Annotated in this window: 13 protein-coding genes; 7 read left to right on the top strand and 6 right to left on the bottom strand. The window is 69.1% G+C overall.

Annotated elements, in window-relative coordinates:
- Window positions 1-4: 4 nt before the first annotated feature.
- The 5 genes from BOX17_RS14235 to leuC form a co-directional block, all read right to left on the bottom strand.
- Window positions 5-2,878 (bottom strand): FimV/HubP family polar landmark protein, encoded by a 2,874-nt coding sequence (locus tag BOX17_RS14235; protein WP_071945639.1) that lies wholly within the window; start codon window positions 2,876-2,878, stop codon window positions 5-7.
- Window positions 2,879-3,138: 260 nt separating this feature from the next.
- Window positions 3,139-4,251: an aspartate-semialdehyde dehydrogenase gene (gene asd, locus BOX17_RS14230; protein ID WP_071945637.1), complete on the bottom strand. Its 1,113-nt coding sequence runs from the start codon at window positions 4,249-4,251 to the stop codon at window positions 3,139-3,141.
- A 106-nt stretch (window positions 4,252-4,357) separates the two neighbouring features.
- The gene (gene leuB / locus BOX17_RS14225; RefSeq protein ID WP_071945635.1) at window positions 4,358-5,437 is read right to left on the bottom strand and encodes a 3-isopropylmalate dehydrogenase; all 1,080 of its coding nucleotides are present in this window, start codon (window positions 5,435-5,437) and stop codon (window positions 4,358-4,360) included.
- Window positions 5,438-5,621: 184 nt separating this feature from the next.
- On the bottom strand, window positions 5,622-6,275 hold the full coding sequence (gene leuD / locus BOX17_RS14220; RefSeq protein WP_071945633.1) for a 3-isopropylmalate dehydratase small subunit: 654 nt from the start codon (window positions 6,273-6,275) through the stop codon (window positions 5,622-5,624).
- 3 nt (window positions 6,276-6,278) lie between these two features.
- Window positions 6,279-7,724, bottom strand: coding sequence for a 3-isopropylmalate dehydratase large subunit (gene leuC / locus BOX17_RS14215; protein WP_071945631.1), 1,446 nt, complete (start codon window positions 7,722-7,724; stop codon window positions 6,279-6,281).
- 306 nt (window positions 7,725-8,030) lie between these two features.
- Here leuC and BOX17_RS14210 point away from each other — a divergent pair, with 306 nt between their 5' ends.
- Both BOX17_RS14210 and BOX17_RS14205 read left to right on the top strand, forming a co-directional pair.
- Window positions 8,031-8,924, top strand: coding sequence for a LysR family transcriptional regulator (locus BOX17_RS14210; protein ID WP_071945630.1), 894 nt, complete (start codon window positions 8,031-8,033; stop codon window positions 8,922-8,924).
- Between the two features lie 129 nt (window positions 8,925-9,053).
- The gene (locus tag BOX17_RS14205; protein WP_071945628.1) at window positions 9,054-10,358 is read left to right on the top strand and encodes a hypothetical protein; all 1,305 of its coding nucleotides are present in this window, start codon (window positions 9,054-9,056) and stop codon (window positions 10,356-10,358) included.
- Window positions 10,359-10,398: 40 nt separating this feature from the next.
- Here the strand turns inward: BOX17_RS14205 and BOX17_RS14200 are convergent, their stop codons facing one another.
- Entirely contained in the window at window positions 10,399-10,914 is a 516-nt protein-coding gene (locus tag BOX17_RS14200) for a zinc ribbon-containing protein (RefSeq protein ID WP_071945626.1), read from the bottom strand.
- A gap of 237 nt (window positions 10,915-11,151) precedes the next feature.
- Here BOX17_RS14200 and leuS point away from each other — a divergent pair, with 237 nt between their 5' ends.
- The 5 genes from leuS to BOX17_RS14175 all read left to right on the top strand — a co-directional run bounded on the left by leuS (window position 11,152) and on the right by BOX17_RS14175 (window position 16,935).
- Window positions 11,152-13,782: a leucine--tRNA ligase gene (leuS, locus tag BOX17_RS14195; protein ID WP_071945624.1), complete on the top strand. Its 2,631-nt coding sequence runs from the start codon at window positions 11,152-11,154 to the stop codon at window positions 13,780-13,782.
- 40 nt (window positions 13,783-13,822) lie between these two features.
- Complete coding sequence (locus BOX17_RS14190) at window positions 13,823-14,314, top strand: LPS-assembly lipoprotein LptE (protein WP_071945622.1); 492 nt, start codon at window positions 13,823-13,825, stop codon at window positions 14,312-14,314.
- A 24-nt stretch (window positions 14,315-14,338) separates the two neighbouring features.
- Window positions 14,339-15,397, top strand: a complete 1,059-nt coding sequence (holA, locus tag BOX17_RS14185; protein ID WP_071945621.1) for a DNA polymerase III subunit delta — start codon at window positions 14,339-14,341, stop codon at window positions 15,395-15,397.
- A 152-nt stretch (window positions 15,398-15,549) separates the two neighbouring features.
- Window positions 15,550-15,945 (top strand): PA2779 family protein, encoded by a 396-nt coding sequence (locus BOX17_RS14180; protein WP_071946903.1) that lies wholly within the window; start codon window positions 15,550-15,552, stop codon window positions 15,943-15,945.
- A gap of 12 nt (window positions 15,946-15,957) precedes the next feature.
- Window positions 15,958-16,935 (top strand): PA2778 family cysteine peptidase, encoded by a 978-nt coding sequence (locus BOX17_RS14175; RefSeq protein ID WP_071945619.1) that lies wholly within the window; start codon window positions 15,958-15,960, stop codon window positions 16,933-16,935.
- The last annotated feature ends 5 nt before the right edge of the window (window positions 16,936-16,940 follow it).

Raw genomic sequence — 16,940 nt, 5'->3', positions numbered from 1 at the left:
GGCCTCATTGCAGGTGTTGATCCAGCAATTCGCGGGCCTCCTGCTTGGCATCCGGGTCGTCGGACTCGTCGATGAGACTCTCGAGGAGCGCCCGGGCCTGACCGAGCTCGCCGGCATCGAGCAGGCGCCGCGCCTCGGCCATGGTCGACGTGGAGGAAGCCACCGCGGAAAAGTGGGCATTATCCCGCGACAGCGGCGGGAAGGCCACCTCCTCGACGTCCCAGTCCTCGGGCAGATCGCGCACGGCCTTGGGGCCGGACGCCGGGGGTGTCGTGCCGGCATCGCCGAGACCCGACGGCGTGAAGTCCACGCTGGGCTGCATGGGCGTCTCCTCGCGGGGCGCGGGGCTCTCCTCCAGGGTCGGCGGACGATAGTCGATGATGTCGCGCCCGTCGTCGGCGTGGACCGTCTCCAGCGGGGATTGCGGCGGTTGATCGGCCGGCACCTCGGGCGGCGCCTGAGGCGTATCCGCATCCCGCTCGGACGCCGCCAGGGGGTCGCCCCCTTCCTCGCTTGTCGACTCGGACGCGGTGTCCAGCTCGGGAGGACGGTAGCTCTCCAGCGGATCAAGCCGAGCATCGTTCACCGACGGCTCGCGGGGGTCGGCCTTCTCCTCGGCCGCCGGCTCGGGAGCAGACGACAGCTCAGGAGGACGGTAGCGGGCCATGGGGTCGGCCGGCTGGTCATCCGATGACATGTCGGGCGCGGTCTGAGATGTGGGAGTGCCCTGGGGAGTCGCAGAGTCCGACGGGCGCTCGGCCGGAGGCCGAGGGGCGGTCTCCTTGCTCCCGGCGGCGACGGCCTCGTCGCCCTTATCGTCGCCCGTGTCAGCGGCGCCCTCGTGGTGATCGAACCGACGGGGCGGCAGCTCATCAGCGACGGGGTAGACGGCCCGCCCGGCAGGTGGCTTAGCCGGGGCCTCGGCCGCCGGCTCGGGTCCAGGCGTCGCGGCGCTCGGTACGTGGCGCTTCATCAGCAGCGCCACCTCGGCCTGGACGTCCGGATCTCCCCCGGCGCGCAACTGCTCGGCCTGACGCGCCGCCGCGGCCTGATCCCCCTGCTCCAGCTGAACCCGCAGCAGCTTGAGCCTGAGGTCGTCACGACCGGGCTCCCGAACCAGGCTCGCCTCCAGCAGCTCGCGGGCCTGGTCGTAGCGCCCGTAGGCGATGAAGATGTCGGCCTCGTTGATGGCCTCTGCCTCGGGCATGGAGGCGCGCACCGGCGCCTTCTGCTCCTCGTCTCGGCCGGCGGCCGGCACCGCCTTGGCCGGGGCGGCCGCATCGGTCGCCCCCGGCATGACCACACCGCTGGCGGCCGGGTCCACCGGCTGGGCCTGGTTGAACACCGGCGCCGGCGTCTCCTCACGGCGGCGACGGCGCCGCACCAGGGCCCAGAGCGCCAGCAGGGCCGCCAGGCCCGCACCGCCCAGCATCAGGGTGCGGTTGGTAGAGGCCTGGTAGAAGGCACCCCACCAGGGCGCCTGCTGGTCAGAGGGCGACGCGCTTCCCGGCGCCACCACGCCGCCGGCGCCGGCGGCATCGACCCCGTTTCCGCCGGCGGTCAGGCGCGCCAGCTGATCGCGCATGGCCTCCAGTTCCTCGCGCAGGTCACCGAGCTCGCCCTGGAGCTCGTCACGCTCGCTGCGCACCGCCTCCAGAACCTCCCGGCTTTCCTGCCAGCGCGCCTCGAGGCGCAGCAGGCGCTCGTCCTCGGTGAGCTCGCCGCCGCCCTGGATCAGGGCCAGCACCTCGGGATCGATGACCGGGCCCTCCCCCGCGGCGCCGGGCGACAGCGCCAGGGACGGGGTGTCGCCCGGCGCGTTCTGCCCCGCGCCCCCGGCCCCGGGCGCCTCCGAGCCGTCCCCTGCCGATGACCCGCCTGCGGCGGCGATCTCGGCATCACTGAGCAGCGTCAACCTCGGCCCAGCCTCACCGGCGCCCTCACGATCGGGGGCAGGCTCGGCCGTCGCCGGGTCGGACGATGCGTCGTCGGGACTTCCCGTCGGCGCGGCCTCCTGGGCCGCAGCGCTGGCCACGGTCGATGATGGGGCGGCGGTGCCCCCCCCGAGCGCCACCCGGGCCGGCGCGCCGCCGCCCCGATTGGCCCAGGCCTGATTCATCGCCTGGACGAGACCACCGGCCTCGGCCTCGGAGCGCGCCGCGATGGCCTCGCGAGGCGGGACCACCAGGGTGAAGCCGGCGCGCATGGCGTTGATGTTGCCGGAGGGAAAGACCTCCGGGTTGGCCTCGACGAGGGCAATCATCATCTGGTTCATGCTGATGCCGCTGTCCGGCCGCAGTCGACCGGCGATGGCCCAAAGCGTGTCCCCGCTGCGCACCCAGGCGGGGTCGCCCGACCCGCCTGAGCTCGAGGGGCGGGCCACGGGACGCGACGACGGCTCCGGTGTCGTCGACGAGGAGCGCGGGATGGCCACGCGCTCCCGTGAGGTCGTCGGGGACCCCGCGACGAGCGCCGGGAGCCGATCATAGTCCGGCGGGTCGAGCAGCAGCGTCACCTCGCGAAGCTGCTGACCACCGGGCCACTCGAAGCGCAGCAGCAGGTCAATCCAGGGTTCGCGCACGGGCCGTTCGGTGGTGAGGTCGAGCACCAGTCGCCCCTGCCGCCGGTTCACGTCCATCTTCACGCTGGCCGCGAGCGGCGTGCGCGAAAGCCCGGCCGCCGCAAAGGCCCGGTCACCGGCCACCGAGACATCGAGCAGGTCGGCCTGCAGGCCAGCGCTGTCCGTCAAGGGGATGCTGGCCCGCAGCGGCGCGCTGAGCGTCGAGTTGACCTCGGCCTCCCCCAGGCCGAGGGCCAGCGCCAGCGGACTGGCGGCGGAGAGCGAAAGCAGCATGGCGAGTGTCAGCTTGCGTTTCATCGGGTTCCCTTGCGTCGTTCCCTGCCGACGCCTCGATCCGGGCGACGGACTGGTCATATCTTATTAGTAGCCTTGATGACTGTTTAACACATTCCGCCCAATGACGCGCCCTTACGCGACATCAGCGGATGCCATACTTTCAACATAAGACATCAATCATGGGGTGCGCGAGTGCCGCCATACTCAACGCAAGGCGGGGCGCCTCCCCTCGGAGACGCCCCGCCCTGGTTCACGGCGTGACGGACACTCGCCGCGCGCCCTTACTGCTCCCGCAGGATCTTCAGCATGCGCTTGAGCGGCTCGGCGGCCCCCCAGAGCAGCTGGTCGCCGACACTGAAGGCGGACAGATACTCGCCGCCCATGGCCAGCTTGCGCAGGCGTCCCACGGGCACAGTCAGGGTGCCGGTGGCGGCCGCCGGGGTCAGGCCGTCGATGGTGGCATCCTTGTCGTTGGCGATGACCTTGACCCACTCGTTGTGCCGGGCCAGGCGATCCTCGATCTCGTCGATCGGGACGTCCTTCTTCAGCTTGATGGTGAAGGCCTGGCTGTGGGAGCGCATGGCACCGATGCGCACGCAGAGCCCGTCGATGGGGATCGGGTTGTCCTGGAGGCCGAGGATCTTGTTGGTCTCCACGGAGCCCTTCCACTCCTCCTTGCTCTGGCCGTTCTCCATGGGCTTGTCGATCCAGGGCAGCAGGCTGCCGGCCAGCGGCGCACCGAAGTTGTCGGTGGGAAAGTCCCCGCTGCGCATGGCCGCCGTGACCTTGCGATCGATGTCGAGAATGGCGCTGGCCGGATCAGCAAGCTCGCTGGCCACGCTGTCACGCAGGCCGCCCATCTGGTTGAGCAGTTCGCGCATGTGCTTGGCGCCGGAGCCGGACGCGGCCTGGTAGGTCATGGAGGTCATCCACTCGATCAGGTCGGCCTCGAAGAGGCCCCCCAGCCCCATCAGCATCAGGCTGACGGTGCAGTTGCCGCCGACGAAGGTCCTGGCGCCCTTCGCCAGCTGGGCATCGATGACGTGGCGGTTGACCGGGTCGAGGACGATGGTGGCATCGTCGGCCATGCGCAGGGTACTGGCGGCATCGATCCAGTAGCCCTTCCAGCCGCCCTGGCGGAGGTCGGCGTAGACCTTCTCGGTGTAGTCGCCGCCCTGGCAGGTGACGACCACGTCCAGCGCCTTGAGGGCCTCGAGGTCGAAGGCATCCTTGAGCGGAGGCACGTCGACGCCGACATCGGGTCCTGCCTGGCCGACCTGGGAGGTGGTGAAGAAGATCGGCTCGATGCCCTTGAAATCCCCGTCATCGAGCATCCGCTGCATCAGCACGGAACCGACCATGCCACGCCAACCGACAAAACCGACTTTCAACATGTGAAGCCCTCCAAGATCGAATGTGCGGAACATTATACATGAGCCGGCCCCGCCTGGCAGGCGGGGCCGGTGGTGGTCGTTGCTGGCGCGCTGCGACCCCTCGCGACTAGAGGGCCTCGAAGGCCTCCAGCACGGCATCGCCCATCTCGGCGGTCGAGACGGTGCGGGTCCCCTCGGCGGCAATGTCGGCCGTGCGCAGGCCGTCGTCCAGCACCTTGCCCACGGCCGCCTCGATGCGCTCGGCCAGGGCCGGCTCGTCCAGGGAGTAGCGCAGCATCATGGCCACCGAGAGAATGGTCGCCAGCGGGTTGGCGATGCCCTGGCCGGCGATGTCCGGCGCACTGCCGTGGCAGGGCTCGTACATGCCCTGGCCGCTCTCGTTGAGTGAGGCGGACGGCAGCATGCCGATGGAGCCGGTGAGCATGGCGGCGGCATCGGAGAGGATGTCGCCGAACATGTTGCCGGTCACCACGACGTCGAACTGCTTGGGCGCGCGCACCAGCTGCATGGCGGCGTTGTCGACGTACATGTGAGAGAGCTCGACGTCCGGGTACTCCGGGGCCAGGCGCTCCATCACCTCGCGCCACAGGATGGTGGCCTCCAGCACGTTGGCCTTGTCCACGCTGCACAGCCGCTTGTCGCGCTTCTGGGCCATCTCGAAGGCGACACGGCCGATGCGCTCGATCTCGCTCTCGGAATAGACATAGGTGTTGAAGCCGACGCGCTCGCCGTCGCGCTCCTCGATGCCCCGGGGCTGGCCGAAGTAGATGCCGCCGGTGAGCTCGCGGACGATCATGATGTCGAGCCCGGCCACCAGCTCGGGCTTGAGGCTGGAGGCGGAGGCCAGTTGGGGGTAGGTGATGGCCGGGCGCAGGTTGCCGAAGAGGCCAAGATGCTTGCGCACCCCGAGCAGCCCCTTCTCCGGGCGCTTGCTCAAGTCCTCGATCCTATCCCACTTGGGGCCGCCCACGGCGCCGAGCAGGATCGCGCGGGCCGCCTTGGCCTTCTCCAGGGTCTCGGCCGGCAGGGGCTCGCCGTGCGCGTCATAGGCGCTGCCGCCCAGCAGGGCCTCCTCCACATCAACGTCCAGGCCGCGGGCCTGGCAGGCGGCCAGGATGCGGCTGGCCTGGGCGGTGATCTCGGGGCCGATGCCGTCTCCCGGGAGTACCAGAATCTTCTGTGTCATTGCTTCATCCTTGTTAGCGCAACGGGGCTGTTCCGGCGGCAGGCCTTCGAGCGGAGCCGGCCTTCCGGAGGCGCTGTGAACCCATCCCTGGGCGCCACTTTTTCCATCCCTGGAAAAAGACCTCCTCTGCGGCCTACCCCCGGCGCCCCTGTCGTCGCCATGCTACGTGACTCGTTCGGAGGGATCAGGCCTGGGCAGTGTCGCGGAACAGCCAGGGGCGCGCGACGCGATGCTTCGCCTCGAAGTCGCGGATGGCGTCCTCGTCCTTCAGGGTGATGCCGATGTCATCCAGCCCTTCCAGCAGGCACTGCTTGCGGAACGCATCCACCTCGAATTCGATGACCTCACCGGAGGGCGTGATCACCCGCTGGTTCTCCAGGTCCACGTCGAGCCGGTAACCTTCGTTGGCCTCGACCTCGGCGAACAGGCGATCGACGGTTTCCTCGGGCAGGGGCACCAGCAGCAGGCCGTTCTTGAAGGCGTTATTGTAGAAGATGTCGGCAAAGCTCGGGGCGATCACCACCCGGAAGCCGAAGTCCTCCAGCGCCCAGGGGGCATGCTCGCGGGAGCTGCCGCAGCCGAAGTTGCGGCGCGTCAGGAGCACGCTCGCGCCCTGGTAGCGGGGCTGATTGAGCACGAAGTCGGGGTTGATCGGGCGCTTCGAGACATCCTGGCCGGGCTCGCCCTCGTCGAGGTAGCGCAGCTCGTCGAAGAGGTTGACCCCGAATCCGGTGCGCTTGATCGACTTCAGGAACTGCTTCGGGATGATCAGGTCGGTGTCGACGTTGGCCCGGTCGAGCGGGGCGACGAGGCCCTGGGTGCGTTCGAACTTCTTCATGGCTCAGGCCTCCTCGGCTGCGGATGGGGCGTCGATCTGGCGGACGTCGACGAAGTGGCCGGCGATCGCCGCCGCGGCGGCCATGGCCGGACTGACGAGGTGGGTGCGTCCGCCGAAGCCCTGGCGCCCCTCGAAGTTGCGATTCGAGGTGGAGGCGCAGTGCTCCCCGGCGCCGAGCTTGTCGGCGTTCATGGCCAGGCACATGGAGCAGCCGGGCTCGCGCCACTCGAAGCCGGCCTCGAGGAACACCTTGTCGAGTCCCTCGGCCTCGGCCTGACGCTTCACCAGGCCCGAGCCCGGCACGATCATGGCAAGCTTGATGGAGTCGGCCACCTTCTTGCCGCGCGCGACCTTGGCCGCCTCGCGCAGGTCCTCGATGCGGGAGTTGGTGCAGGAGCCGATGAACACCTTGTCGAGGCGGATGTCGGTGATCTTCTGCTTTGGCGCCAGCCCCATGTACTCGAGCGCCCGGGTGTAGCCGCGCTGCATGGTCTCGTCGGCGGCTTCGGCCGGATCGGGGACCTCACCGGAGATGCCGGTGACCATCTCCGGGCTGGTGCCCCAGGAGACCTGGGGTTCGATCTCGGCGGCATCCAGCGTCACCACCTTGTCGAAGGCGGCATCGGCGTCGGAGACGAGCTGGCGCCAGTCGTCCACGGCGGCGTCCCACTGGGCGCCAGAGGGGGCATAGTGGCGATCGCGCAGGTAGTCGATGGTGGTGTCGTCCACGGCGATCAGGCCGACCCGGGCACCGGCCTCGATGGCCATGTTGCACACCGTCATGCGCCCTTCCATGGAGAGGTCGCGAATGGCGCTGCCGGCGAACTCGATGGCACAGCCGGTGCCGCCCGCGGTGCCGATGCGGCCGATGATCGCCAGCACGATGTCCTTGGCGGTGACGCCGGTGCCGAGGGAGCCCTCGACGCGCACCTGCATGTTCTTCATCTTCTGGGCCAGCAAGCACTGGGTGGCCAGCACATGCTCCACCTCGGAGGTGCCGATGCCATGGGCCAGGGCGGCGAAGGCGCCGTGGGTGGCGGTGTGGGAGTCGCCGCAGACCACGGTCATGCCCGGCAGGGTCGCGCCCTGCTCCGGGCCCACCACGTGGACGATGCCCTGTCGCGGGTCGTTGATCTTGAACTCCTCGATGCCGAACTCGACGCAGTTGTCGTCGAGGGTCTGCACCTGGATCAGGGACACCGGGTCCTTGATGCCGGCGTTGCCCTCGGCCCGCTCCTTGAGGGTGGTCGGCACGTTGTGGTCCGGGGTCGCCAGGTTGGCATCGAGACGCCACGGCTTGCGCCCTGCCAGGCGCAGCCCCTCGAAGGCCTGGGGCGAGGTCACCTCGTGGAGCAGTTGACGGTCGATGTAGATCAGCGCGGTGCCGTCATCGCGCTCCTTCACCAGGTGCTGCGACCACAGCTTGTCGTAGAGTGTCTGGCCTGCCATCTCATTCTCCCGGGCCTTGGGCCCTTCATGTCATGTCCGATCACGGAATCGCACCTCGACGTGGCTTTGCCGACGTCTGACCTTCAAGGAGGCGCTGTGAATACGCCCCTGTACGCTACCGATGCCCTCCCTGGCATCGGACCTCCTTTCCGGTCAGCCCCCGGCGCCACAGATCAGGCCTCGACGGTACATCGTGGCGTTCGGTGCTATACCAGCAGTCTCCCGCCCATCGCCCATAAAATCAATTCATGTTATTTATGGATTGGATTCCAAACAGGAATTCCAAACACCCCCGGGAGCCCGACCATGGATACCCAGAGCCTGCAGGCCTTCCTGGCCGTGGCGGACAGCGGCAGCTTCTCCCGCGCCGCCGAGCAGCTGCACCTCACCCAGCCGGCGGTCAGCAAGCGCATCGCCGTGCTCGAGGGGCAGACCGATGCCAGACTGTTCGACCGCATCGGCCGCCGGGTGACCCTCACCGAGGCCGGGCGGGTGCTGCTGCCCCGGGCCCGGGAGATCCTGGTGATGGTGGATGACAGCCGCCGGGCGCTGGGTAACCTCGAGGGCAGCGTGGCGGGCAGCCTGACGCTGGCCACCAGCCACCATATCGGACTGCATCGGCTGCCGCCGCTGCTCAAGGCGTATACCCGGGAGCACACCGACGTGCGGCTCGACCTGCACTTCCTGGATTCCGAGCAGGCCTACCAAGGGGTGCTGGACGGCGAGCTCGAGATGGCCGTGGTGACCCTCGCCCCCCATCCGGACCCGCAGCTCGAGGTGGTGCCGGTGTGGATCGACCGCCTGTGCTTCGTCTGCGCCCACGACCATCCTCTCGCCGCCCACGGGCGGCTGGCGCTGGAGGCACTGTGCGCCTTCGATGCGGTGCTGCCCGGCCCCCTGACCTTCACCCGCGGCCTGATCGAGTCACGCTTCTCGTCGGCCGGGCTCGAACTGCCCGTGGCGCTCTCCACCAACTACCTGGAGACCCTGAAGATGATGACCGCCATTGGCCTCGGCTGGAGCCTGCTGCCCGAGCGGCTGGTGGCGGGCGACCTGCACGTGCTCGAGGTGGACCACCCGCCGATCCACCGCCCGCTGGGCTATCTCGTCCATCGCAGCCGTACCCTGTCCAATGCCGCCCGGGCCATGATCGCCCAGCTCGATGCCGCCCGGGAGCCGGCCGCCATGGCCTGGCGGTGACCGTGGCCCCGTCTCCCCTGCCAGGCACGCCTTGAGGACCGGACGGGCGACAGCCACCGCCCGGCGTGGGTAGACTGCTCGTTTTTTGCGACGGGAACCCCGCCTGTGTCCGCGACGAACGCCCCGCCGATGGTCCCCCGCCATGCCCTGGCGGGCGGCCTGATCCTTGCCGGCCTGATCCTGCAGGTCCTGACGTTCACCGACCTCTCCCCGCCGGATCATCTGGTGGGCTACTGCCTGTGGCTGGCGACGGCCCTGCTGTGGCGGGACATTCCCCGACGCACCCGCCGCCAGGCCGGCCTGCTGGCCATGATCGGGCTGACGCTGCTGGTGCTGGCACAGGCCTGGCACGACGCCAGCATCGATTGGCCGGGCATCCTCGACGGCAATACCTATGTGGTCGCCATGCTGGTGGGGGTGAGTTTCATCGGCGTGATCGGGAACCTGCGTGGTCGGTCGCGGCCCTCGGGCAAGGCGCTGACCGGCGCACGGGGCATGCTCGGCACCTGGCTGGGCGTCCACCTGCTCGGGTCGATCCTCAACCTCTCAACGGTCTTCATGGTGGGCGATCGCCTGGAGCGGCGTGGCCCGCTCTCGATGCCCCAACTGCTGGGCCTCAACCGGGGGCTCTCCAGCGCCGCGCTCTGGTCGCCCTTCTTCGCCTCCATGGGCGTGGTGATGACCCTGGCGCCCGAGATGCGCTACGCCACCATCCTCGCCTACGGACTGCCGCTGGCCATGGCCTCGGGAATGCTGACGGTCGGCGAGCTGTCGCGACGATTCGAGCTGTCCGACACCCCCGGCTTCTCGCTGTCGCCGCGAAGCCTGCTGATGCCGGTCAGCATGGCGGGCCTGGTGATGCTCTTCCACTACGGCCTGACGCCGGGGCTGTCCATCGTCAGCATCATCACCTTCCTGCTGCCCGCGGTGGCGCTGGCATCGAACCTGCCACGTGGCCTGCAGTGGACGAGCCGGCGGGTCCACCAGCACGCCATCACCCGGCTGCCGGCGATGCGCGGGGAGATTTCGCTGTTCCTCTGTGCGGGACTGCTGACCATGGGCCTCTCGACCTTCATCAGGGCCGCCACCGACACCGACTGGACGCTCTTTGCCCGCTTCGGCCCCCTGGAGGCGATGGGCAGCTTCCTGGCCATCGTCATCAGCGCCGCGGCGGGCCTGCACCCCATCATCGGCGTGTCGGTACTGGCCTCGATGCTCGACCTGGACGCCGGGCGCCAGACCCTGTTCGCCTTCGTGGCCCTCGCCTCCTGGGCGGTGGGCACCAGCGTCGGGCCCCTGTCGGGGATCAACCTCTCGCTGCAGGGGCGCTACGGGGTCAGCGCCGCCCGGATGATGCGGCAGAATCTCGGCTATGCCGCGACCATGACCGGGCTGGTCCTGGCCGCCATCCTGGCGATGGAGCACCTGCGGTAGGGAAGGCGGCGGCAGCCAGGTACCGCCGCCACCGGCGGGATCACTGGGGGGCGCGGACGAAGTAGCGATGGCCGCACTGGTGGCAGGGTTCGATGCGGGTGACCCCCTCGAGCTCGACGATGGCGTCGCAGTGAGTGCAGGCCATGCGACCGGGCGCGGCCATCTCGCCGGCGACGTAGTCGGCGCGCGACGCCTCCAGGTCATCCTCGAGCTGTTCCCGCTCGATCACGCTGCGATCGGCAATGGAGAGCAGCGAGTCGACCACCTTGCGTGACAGCATGGAGAGGTCGATGCCCAGCCAGGCGGCCACGCCCTCGCCACCGGCGCCCAGGTAGCGACGCATCTCCTTGAGGTCGCGCTCGACCCAGGCGCGCAGCAGGGAGAGCTCGTCCTTGGTGAATTCCTCGAGTTCGGCCTCGAACTCCACCGCATCATCGAGATCCTGCTGGAGGTTCTCCCAGGTCAGCTCGTCGGCCCCCTCTTGCAGCCGCTCGAGCATTCGCTCATAGCCCTCGCGCAGGCGGTGGTCGTGGTGCGGATCCTTTTGCTCGCTCATGGTGCTCTCCTCGTGTCGCGACAGGGGGCGTCCGGCGCCGGCGGCGCTGCCCGTAGCCGCCGCCCGCCGTGCTGGGGTATCCTAGCGGTTCGCCAGTTATTCCATTTAGACGACATCCCGCCGGTAATTCAATGGTTTCGCGCCGCGCCGGCGCCCGACCTTGACGCCGGACAAGGGCCGCTGACATGCGCGGCGCCAAGGCGCCGCGCTCGACTTGCAAGGTACCCGAAGAGAGCGATGGACGCACAGTACAAGCCCCACGAGACCGAACGCGACGCCCAGCAGTTCTGGGACGAGAACCAGTGCTTCAAGGCGGTGGAAGACGCCAGCCGCGAGAAGTTCTACTGCCTGTCGATGTTCCCCTACCCCAGCGGCAAGCTACACATGGGGCATGTGCGCAACTACACCATCGGCGACGTGGTCTCGCGCTACCAGCGCATGCAGGGTCGCAACGTCATGCAGCCCATGGGCTGGGACGCCTTCGGTATGCCGGCGGAGAACGCCGCCATCCAGAACCGGGTACCCCCGGGCAAGTGGACCTACGACAATATCGACTACATGCGCCGCCAGCTGAAGGCGCTGGGCTTCGCCTACGACTGGAGCCGCGAGTTCGCCACCTGCGATGTCGACTACTACCGCTGGGAGCAGTGGTTCTTCACCCGGCTGGTGGAGAAGGGCCTGGTCTACAAGAAGATGTCCACGGTCAACTGGGACCCGGTCGACAAGACCGTGCTCGCCAACGAGCAGGTGATCGAGGGGCGCGGCTGGCGCTCCGGCGCCCTGGTGGAGCGCAAGGAGATCCCGCTGTGGTTCCTCAAGATCACCGACTATGCCGAGGAGCTGCTGGCCGACCTGGACAAGATCGACTGGCCCGAGCAGGTCAAGACCATGCAGCGCAACTGGATCGGCAAGTCGCGCGGCGTGGAGCTGAGCTTTCAAATAAAGCCCGCTGATGGCTCCGATCTCAAACCCGCTGAGGGCTCTGATATCAAGGAGGCCTGGGGCGCCGACGCCGAGCCGCTCTCGGTCTATACCACCCGTCCCGACACCCTGATGGGCGTGACCTACGTCGCCGTGGCCGCCGGCCACCCGCTGGCGAAGCAGGCCGCCCAGCAGGACACCGAACTTGCCGCCTTCGTCGAGGAATGCGCCCACGGCGGCACCTCCGAGGCCGAGCTCGCCACCATGGAGAAGAAGGGCATGCCGACCGGCCACCTGGCCGTGCATCCCCTGACTGGCCGCGAGGTCCCCGTCTATGTGGCCAACTTCGTGCTCATGGAGTACGGCACCGGCGCGGTGATGGCGGTGCCCGGCCACGACCAGCGCGACTGGGAGTTCGCGACCAAGTACGGCCTGCCCATCGAGGCGGTGATCGCCGATGCGAACGGCCAGGCACCGGACCTCTCCGAGGGCGCCCATGACGAGTACGGCACCCTGATCCACTCCGGCGAGTTCGATGGCCTGGACTTCGAGGCCGCCTTCGATGCCATCGCCAAGCGGCTCGGCGAGCTCGGCCGCGGCGAGGTGAAGACCAACTTCCGCCTGCGCGACTGGGGGGTAGCCCGCCAGCGCTACTGGGGGGCGCCGATCCCGGTCAAGTACGGCCCCGAGGGGCAGACGGTGCCGCTCACCGACGAGGAGCTGCCGGTCGCCCTGCCCATGGAGGTCACCGTCGACGCCACCGGCTCGCCGCTCAAGCGCATGCCGGAATTCTCCGACCTCGGCGATGGCTGGACCCGCGAGACCGACACCTTCGACACCTTCATGGAGTCGTCCTGGTACTACGCCCGCTTCTGCTGCGCCGACAACATGGAGGCGATGCTCGACGAGCGCGCCAACTACTGGCTGCCGGTGGATCTCTACATCGGCGGCATCGAGCACGCCATCCTGCACCTGCTCTATGCGCGCTTCTTCAACAAGCTGATGCGCGACTTCGGCCTGGTGGAGACCGACGAGCCCTTCCAGCGGCTGCTCACCCAGGGCATGGTCATCGCCGAGACCTTCTACCGCCCTACCGAGAACGGCGGCAAGGAGTGGTTCAACCCGGCCGACGTGGAGGTCAAGCGAGACGACAAGGGCCGCCCGGTCAGCGCCGTGCTGGTCGCGGACGGCCAGCCGGTGGAGATGGGCGGCATCGAGAAGATGTCCAAGTCCAAGAACAACGGCGTCGACCCGCAATCCATGATCGACCGCTTCGGCGCCGACACCGTGCGCCTGTTCATGATGTTCGCCGCGCCCCCGGAGCAGTCCCTGGAGTGGTCCGACTCCGGCGTCGAGGGGGCCAGCCGCTTCCTCAAGCGCCTGTGGCGCCTGGTCAGCGAGCACCTGGAGGCCGGCACGCCCGGTTCCCTCGATGTCCCGTCGCTCACCGAGGCCCAGCGGGAACTGCGGCGCAAGACCCACGAGACGATCAAGAAGGCCGGCGACGACATTGGCCGCCGCACGACCTTCAACACCGCCATCGCCGCGGTGATGGAGCTGACCAACGCCCTCTCGCGGTTCGAGGACACCTCGCCGCTGGGCCTGGCCGTGGCCCGCGAGGCGGTGGAGGCCTGCGTGCTGCTGCTCGCTCCGATCACGCCCCACGCCTGCCACGCCCTGTGGCAGGCGCTGGGCCATGACGAGCCGGCGATCGATGCCGCCTGGCCACGGGTCGACGAGTCGGCCCTGGCGCGCGACAGCATCGAGCTGGTGGTGCAGGTCAACGGCAAGCTGCGGGCCCGCATCGAGGCACCCGCCGACGCGGCCAAGGACGCCATCGAGGCCCAGGCCCTCGCCGCCGAGAACGTCCAGCGTCATACCGAGGGCAAGACCATCCGCAAGGTGATCGTCGTGCCCGGCAAGCTCGTCAACATCGTGGTGGGCTGACCGCCGCGCCCCTTCATCGCGCCAGACGGGAGACTGACCCATGCAGCGCCGACACCTTCTGCGAATCGGCCTCGCCGCCGGCGCCTCCCTGGCGCTGGCCGGCTGTGGCTTTCGCCTGCGAGGCTACGACCAGCCGTTGTTGGCCATCGATGCCCTGACCCTTGAGGGGCCGGATACCGAGCTGGCTCGCCTGGTCACCCGGCGACTCGAGGGGGGTGGCACCCGGGTACAGGAGGGGGCGGCCGGGGTGCTCAACCTGGGGGGCGAGAATTTCCGGGAGCGGCGCGTGGGGGGGCTCGACAGCGGGCCCCGCGAGCTGGAGCTGAGCCTGGAGGTGCCCTTCTCCGTGCAGCGTCGCGCCGACGGGGCCTACCTCCTCGACCAGCAGCGACTGGAGGTCAGTGAACGCCTGACGGTCAATGACGATGAGCTGCTGGCCCAGGACGACCTTCTCGAGGCCGCTCGCGAACGGCTGCGGGATGAGGCTGCCCGCCAGCTGCTGGACCGCCTGCAGGCGCTGGAACCGTCGTGAAGGGGCTTTCGTGAAGGTACTGTCGTGAAGATATTCGCCACCAAGCTCGAGGATACGCTGGCCCGGAAGCTCCCGCCTGTGGTCATCGTCGCCGGCGAGGAGCCGCTACAGCACATGGAGGCCTGCGACGCCGTCCGCCGGGCGGCCCGCCAGGGGGGCATCGAGGAGCGCGAGGTCCTGCACGTCGAGGCCAACTTCGCCTGGGGACGCCTGACCGAGGCGGCGGCCAGTCTTTCCCTGTTCGCCACGCGCCGGCTCATCGAGGTGCGTCTCGGCAACAGCAAGCCCGGCCAGGAAGGGGGAAAGGCGCTGCGAGAGTATGCCGAGACCCTGCAGAACGGCGACGACATCCTGCTGCTCTCCGCCGGCAAGCTCGACTACCGGGAGCAGAAGAGCGCCTGGTTCAAGGCGCTGGACAAGGTCGGGCTCTTCGTTCCGGTCTGGCCGGTGGATGCCTCGCGCCTGGGGTACTGGCTGCGCGACCGGGCCGGCCGCCACGGCCTCTCGCTGGACCTCGATGCAGCCCGCCTGCTCGGTGAGCGCACCGAGGGCAACCTGCTGGCCGCCGACCAGGAGCTTCAGAAGCTCGCCCTGCTGCTCCCCGCCGGCGCCAGGGTCGGTCCCCGGGAGGTCGCCGGCGGCGTGGAGGACAGCGCGCGCTACGACGTCTTCACGCTGATGGACGCCTGCCTCAAGGGTGAGCGCGCCCGCGTCACTCGCATCATGGCCGGCCTTCGCGGCGAGGGGGTCGAGGCGCCCATCGTGCTCTGGGCCCTGGCCCGGGAGCTGCGCCTCCTGCTCTCCCTCCACCAGCACCTGGACCAGGGCCAGAGCCTGGAGCATGCCTGCAAGGCCCAGAAGCCACCGATCTTCGAGAAGCGGCGCCCCGCCTATCAGCAGGCCATCGCAAGACTGCCGCTGAAGCGGCTGCACAAGCTGCTGCTCTTCGCCCAGCGCCTGGACCTGGCCATCAAGGGCGGCAGCAGCGTGCCGCTATGGGATGGCCTCCATGACCTGGCGCTGACGCTGGCGGGAGGGCGCGGCCTGCTCGCCGAGTTGCCCTCCTCCTACCGGACGGCCTGACGTGCGTCGCGGATAAACGGGCCAGGGGCATGAAATTCATCGGTATTCCGTCCTATACTGGGCGTGCATCGCACTCTGCCGGGCTGCATGGACGCAGTGCTGACGGAGCCTGGAGCCGGAAGCCAAACCCAAGAAGAAGGAACACCGAGATGATGAAGAAGATCTGCCGTTACCTCAGCCCGCTGCTGATCGTTGCCCTGGTGCTGGGCAGCCTGCCGGTCGCCGCCGCCCCGGTGAGCCCGGGCAGCGACCTGATCACCACCCAGGACATGCTGAACGCCGAGCGCGCCCAGGGGGATCGCGAGAAGATCCAGGCGATCCTCGCCCGCGACGATATCCAGGAGCAGCTCGTGGCCCAGGGGGTCGATCCCGCCGAGGTGGAAGCCCGCGTGGCCGCCCTGTCCGATGCGGAAGCCGCCCAGATGGCCGACCAGCTCGAACAGCTCCCCGCCGGTGCCAGCGTGGTCGGCGCCCTGTTCGCCGTCTTCGTGATCCTGCTGGTCACCGATATCCTCGGCCTGACCAACGTCTTCCCGTTCACCCGCTGATGGGAGCGTGGCATGACTGAATGCCGTAAAGGGCATCACGCGAACGCTACCCCCCTGAACGCCCGCCTTGCGGGCGTTCTCGCGTTGGTGCTGCTGATGCTGGTGATGGCCGGCTGCGCCTCCACTCCCCGGCTGGCCGAGACGACCCGCAGCGCATTGCCGAGCCGGGTACTGCTCGAGGACATCCCCTTCCATGGCCAGCGAGACTACCAGTGCGGCCCCGCCTCGCTGGCAATGGTGCTCGAAGCTACCGGCGTGCCGGTCAGCGTCGACACCCTGATCCCCCAGGTCTTCATTCCCGGCCGCGAGGGCAGCGTACAGCCCGAGATGCTGGCCACGGTGCGCCGCCATGGCCGCATCCCCTTCAGGATCGAGGGCTCGCTCGATGCCCTGCTCACCGAGATCGACGCCGACCATCCGGTGGTGGTGATGCAGAACCTCTCGCTGCCGGCCTGGCCGGTCTGGCATTACGCCGTGGCGATCGGCTTCGATCTCGAGGCGAAGGAGATGATCGTGCATAGCGGCATGGAGCCGGCTCGCATCGAGTCCTTCATGCGCTTCGATGCCACCTGGGCCCGCAGCGACCGCTGGGCCTTCGTGGCACTGCCGCCCGGCGAGCTGCCCGCCGGCGGAAGCGCCGGGCGCGACCTCGATGCCATTGCCGAGTTCGAGCGAGTGCAGGGCGCAGAGGCCGCCCTGCCCGCTTGGGAGGCACTGGTGGCGCGGCACCCGGACCATGCCATGGGCCACTTCGCCCTGGGCAACGCGCGCCATGCGACCGGCGACCGCCAAGGGGCCTTGGTCGCCTTCCAGGACGCCGTGACGCAGGGCCCGGACCTCGCCGCCGCCTGGTTCAACCTCGGGTTGCTGCTTCGCGACAGGGAGGACGCCGAGGCGGCCCGCGAGGCCTTCGAGCGGGCCGCCGCCCTGCCCGGTCCCTGGCAGGAGCGGGCCCGGCAGGCCCTCGATGACCTGGCGACGGGAGCCTGACGATG

This window comes from Halomonas aestuarii (genome assembly GCF_001886615.1).
Lineage (GTDB): Bacteria > Pseudomonadota > Gammaproteobacteria > Pseudomonadales > Halomonadaceae > Halomonas > Halomonas aestuarii.
This window is presented reverse-complemented; position numbering and strand designations above follow the sequence as displayed.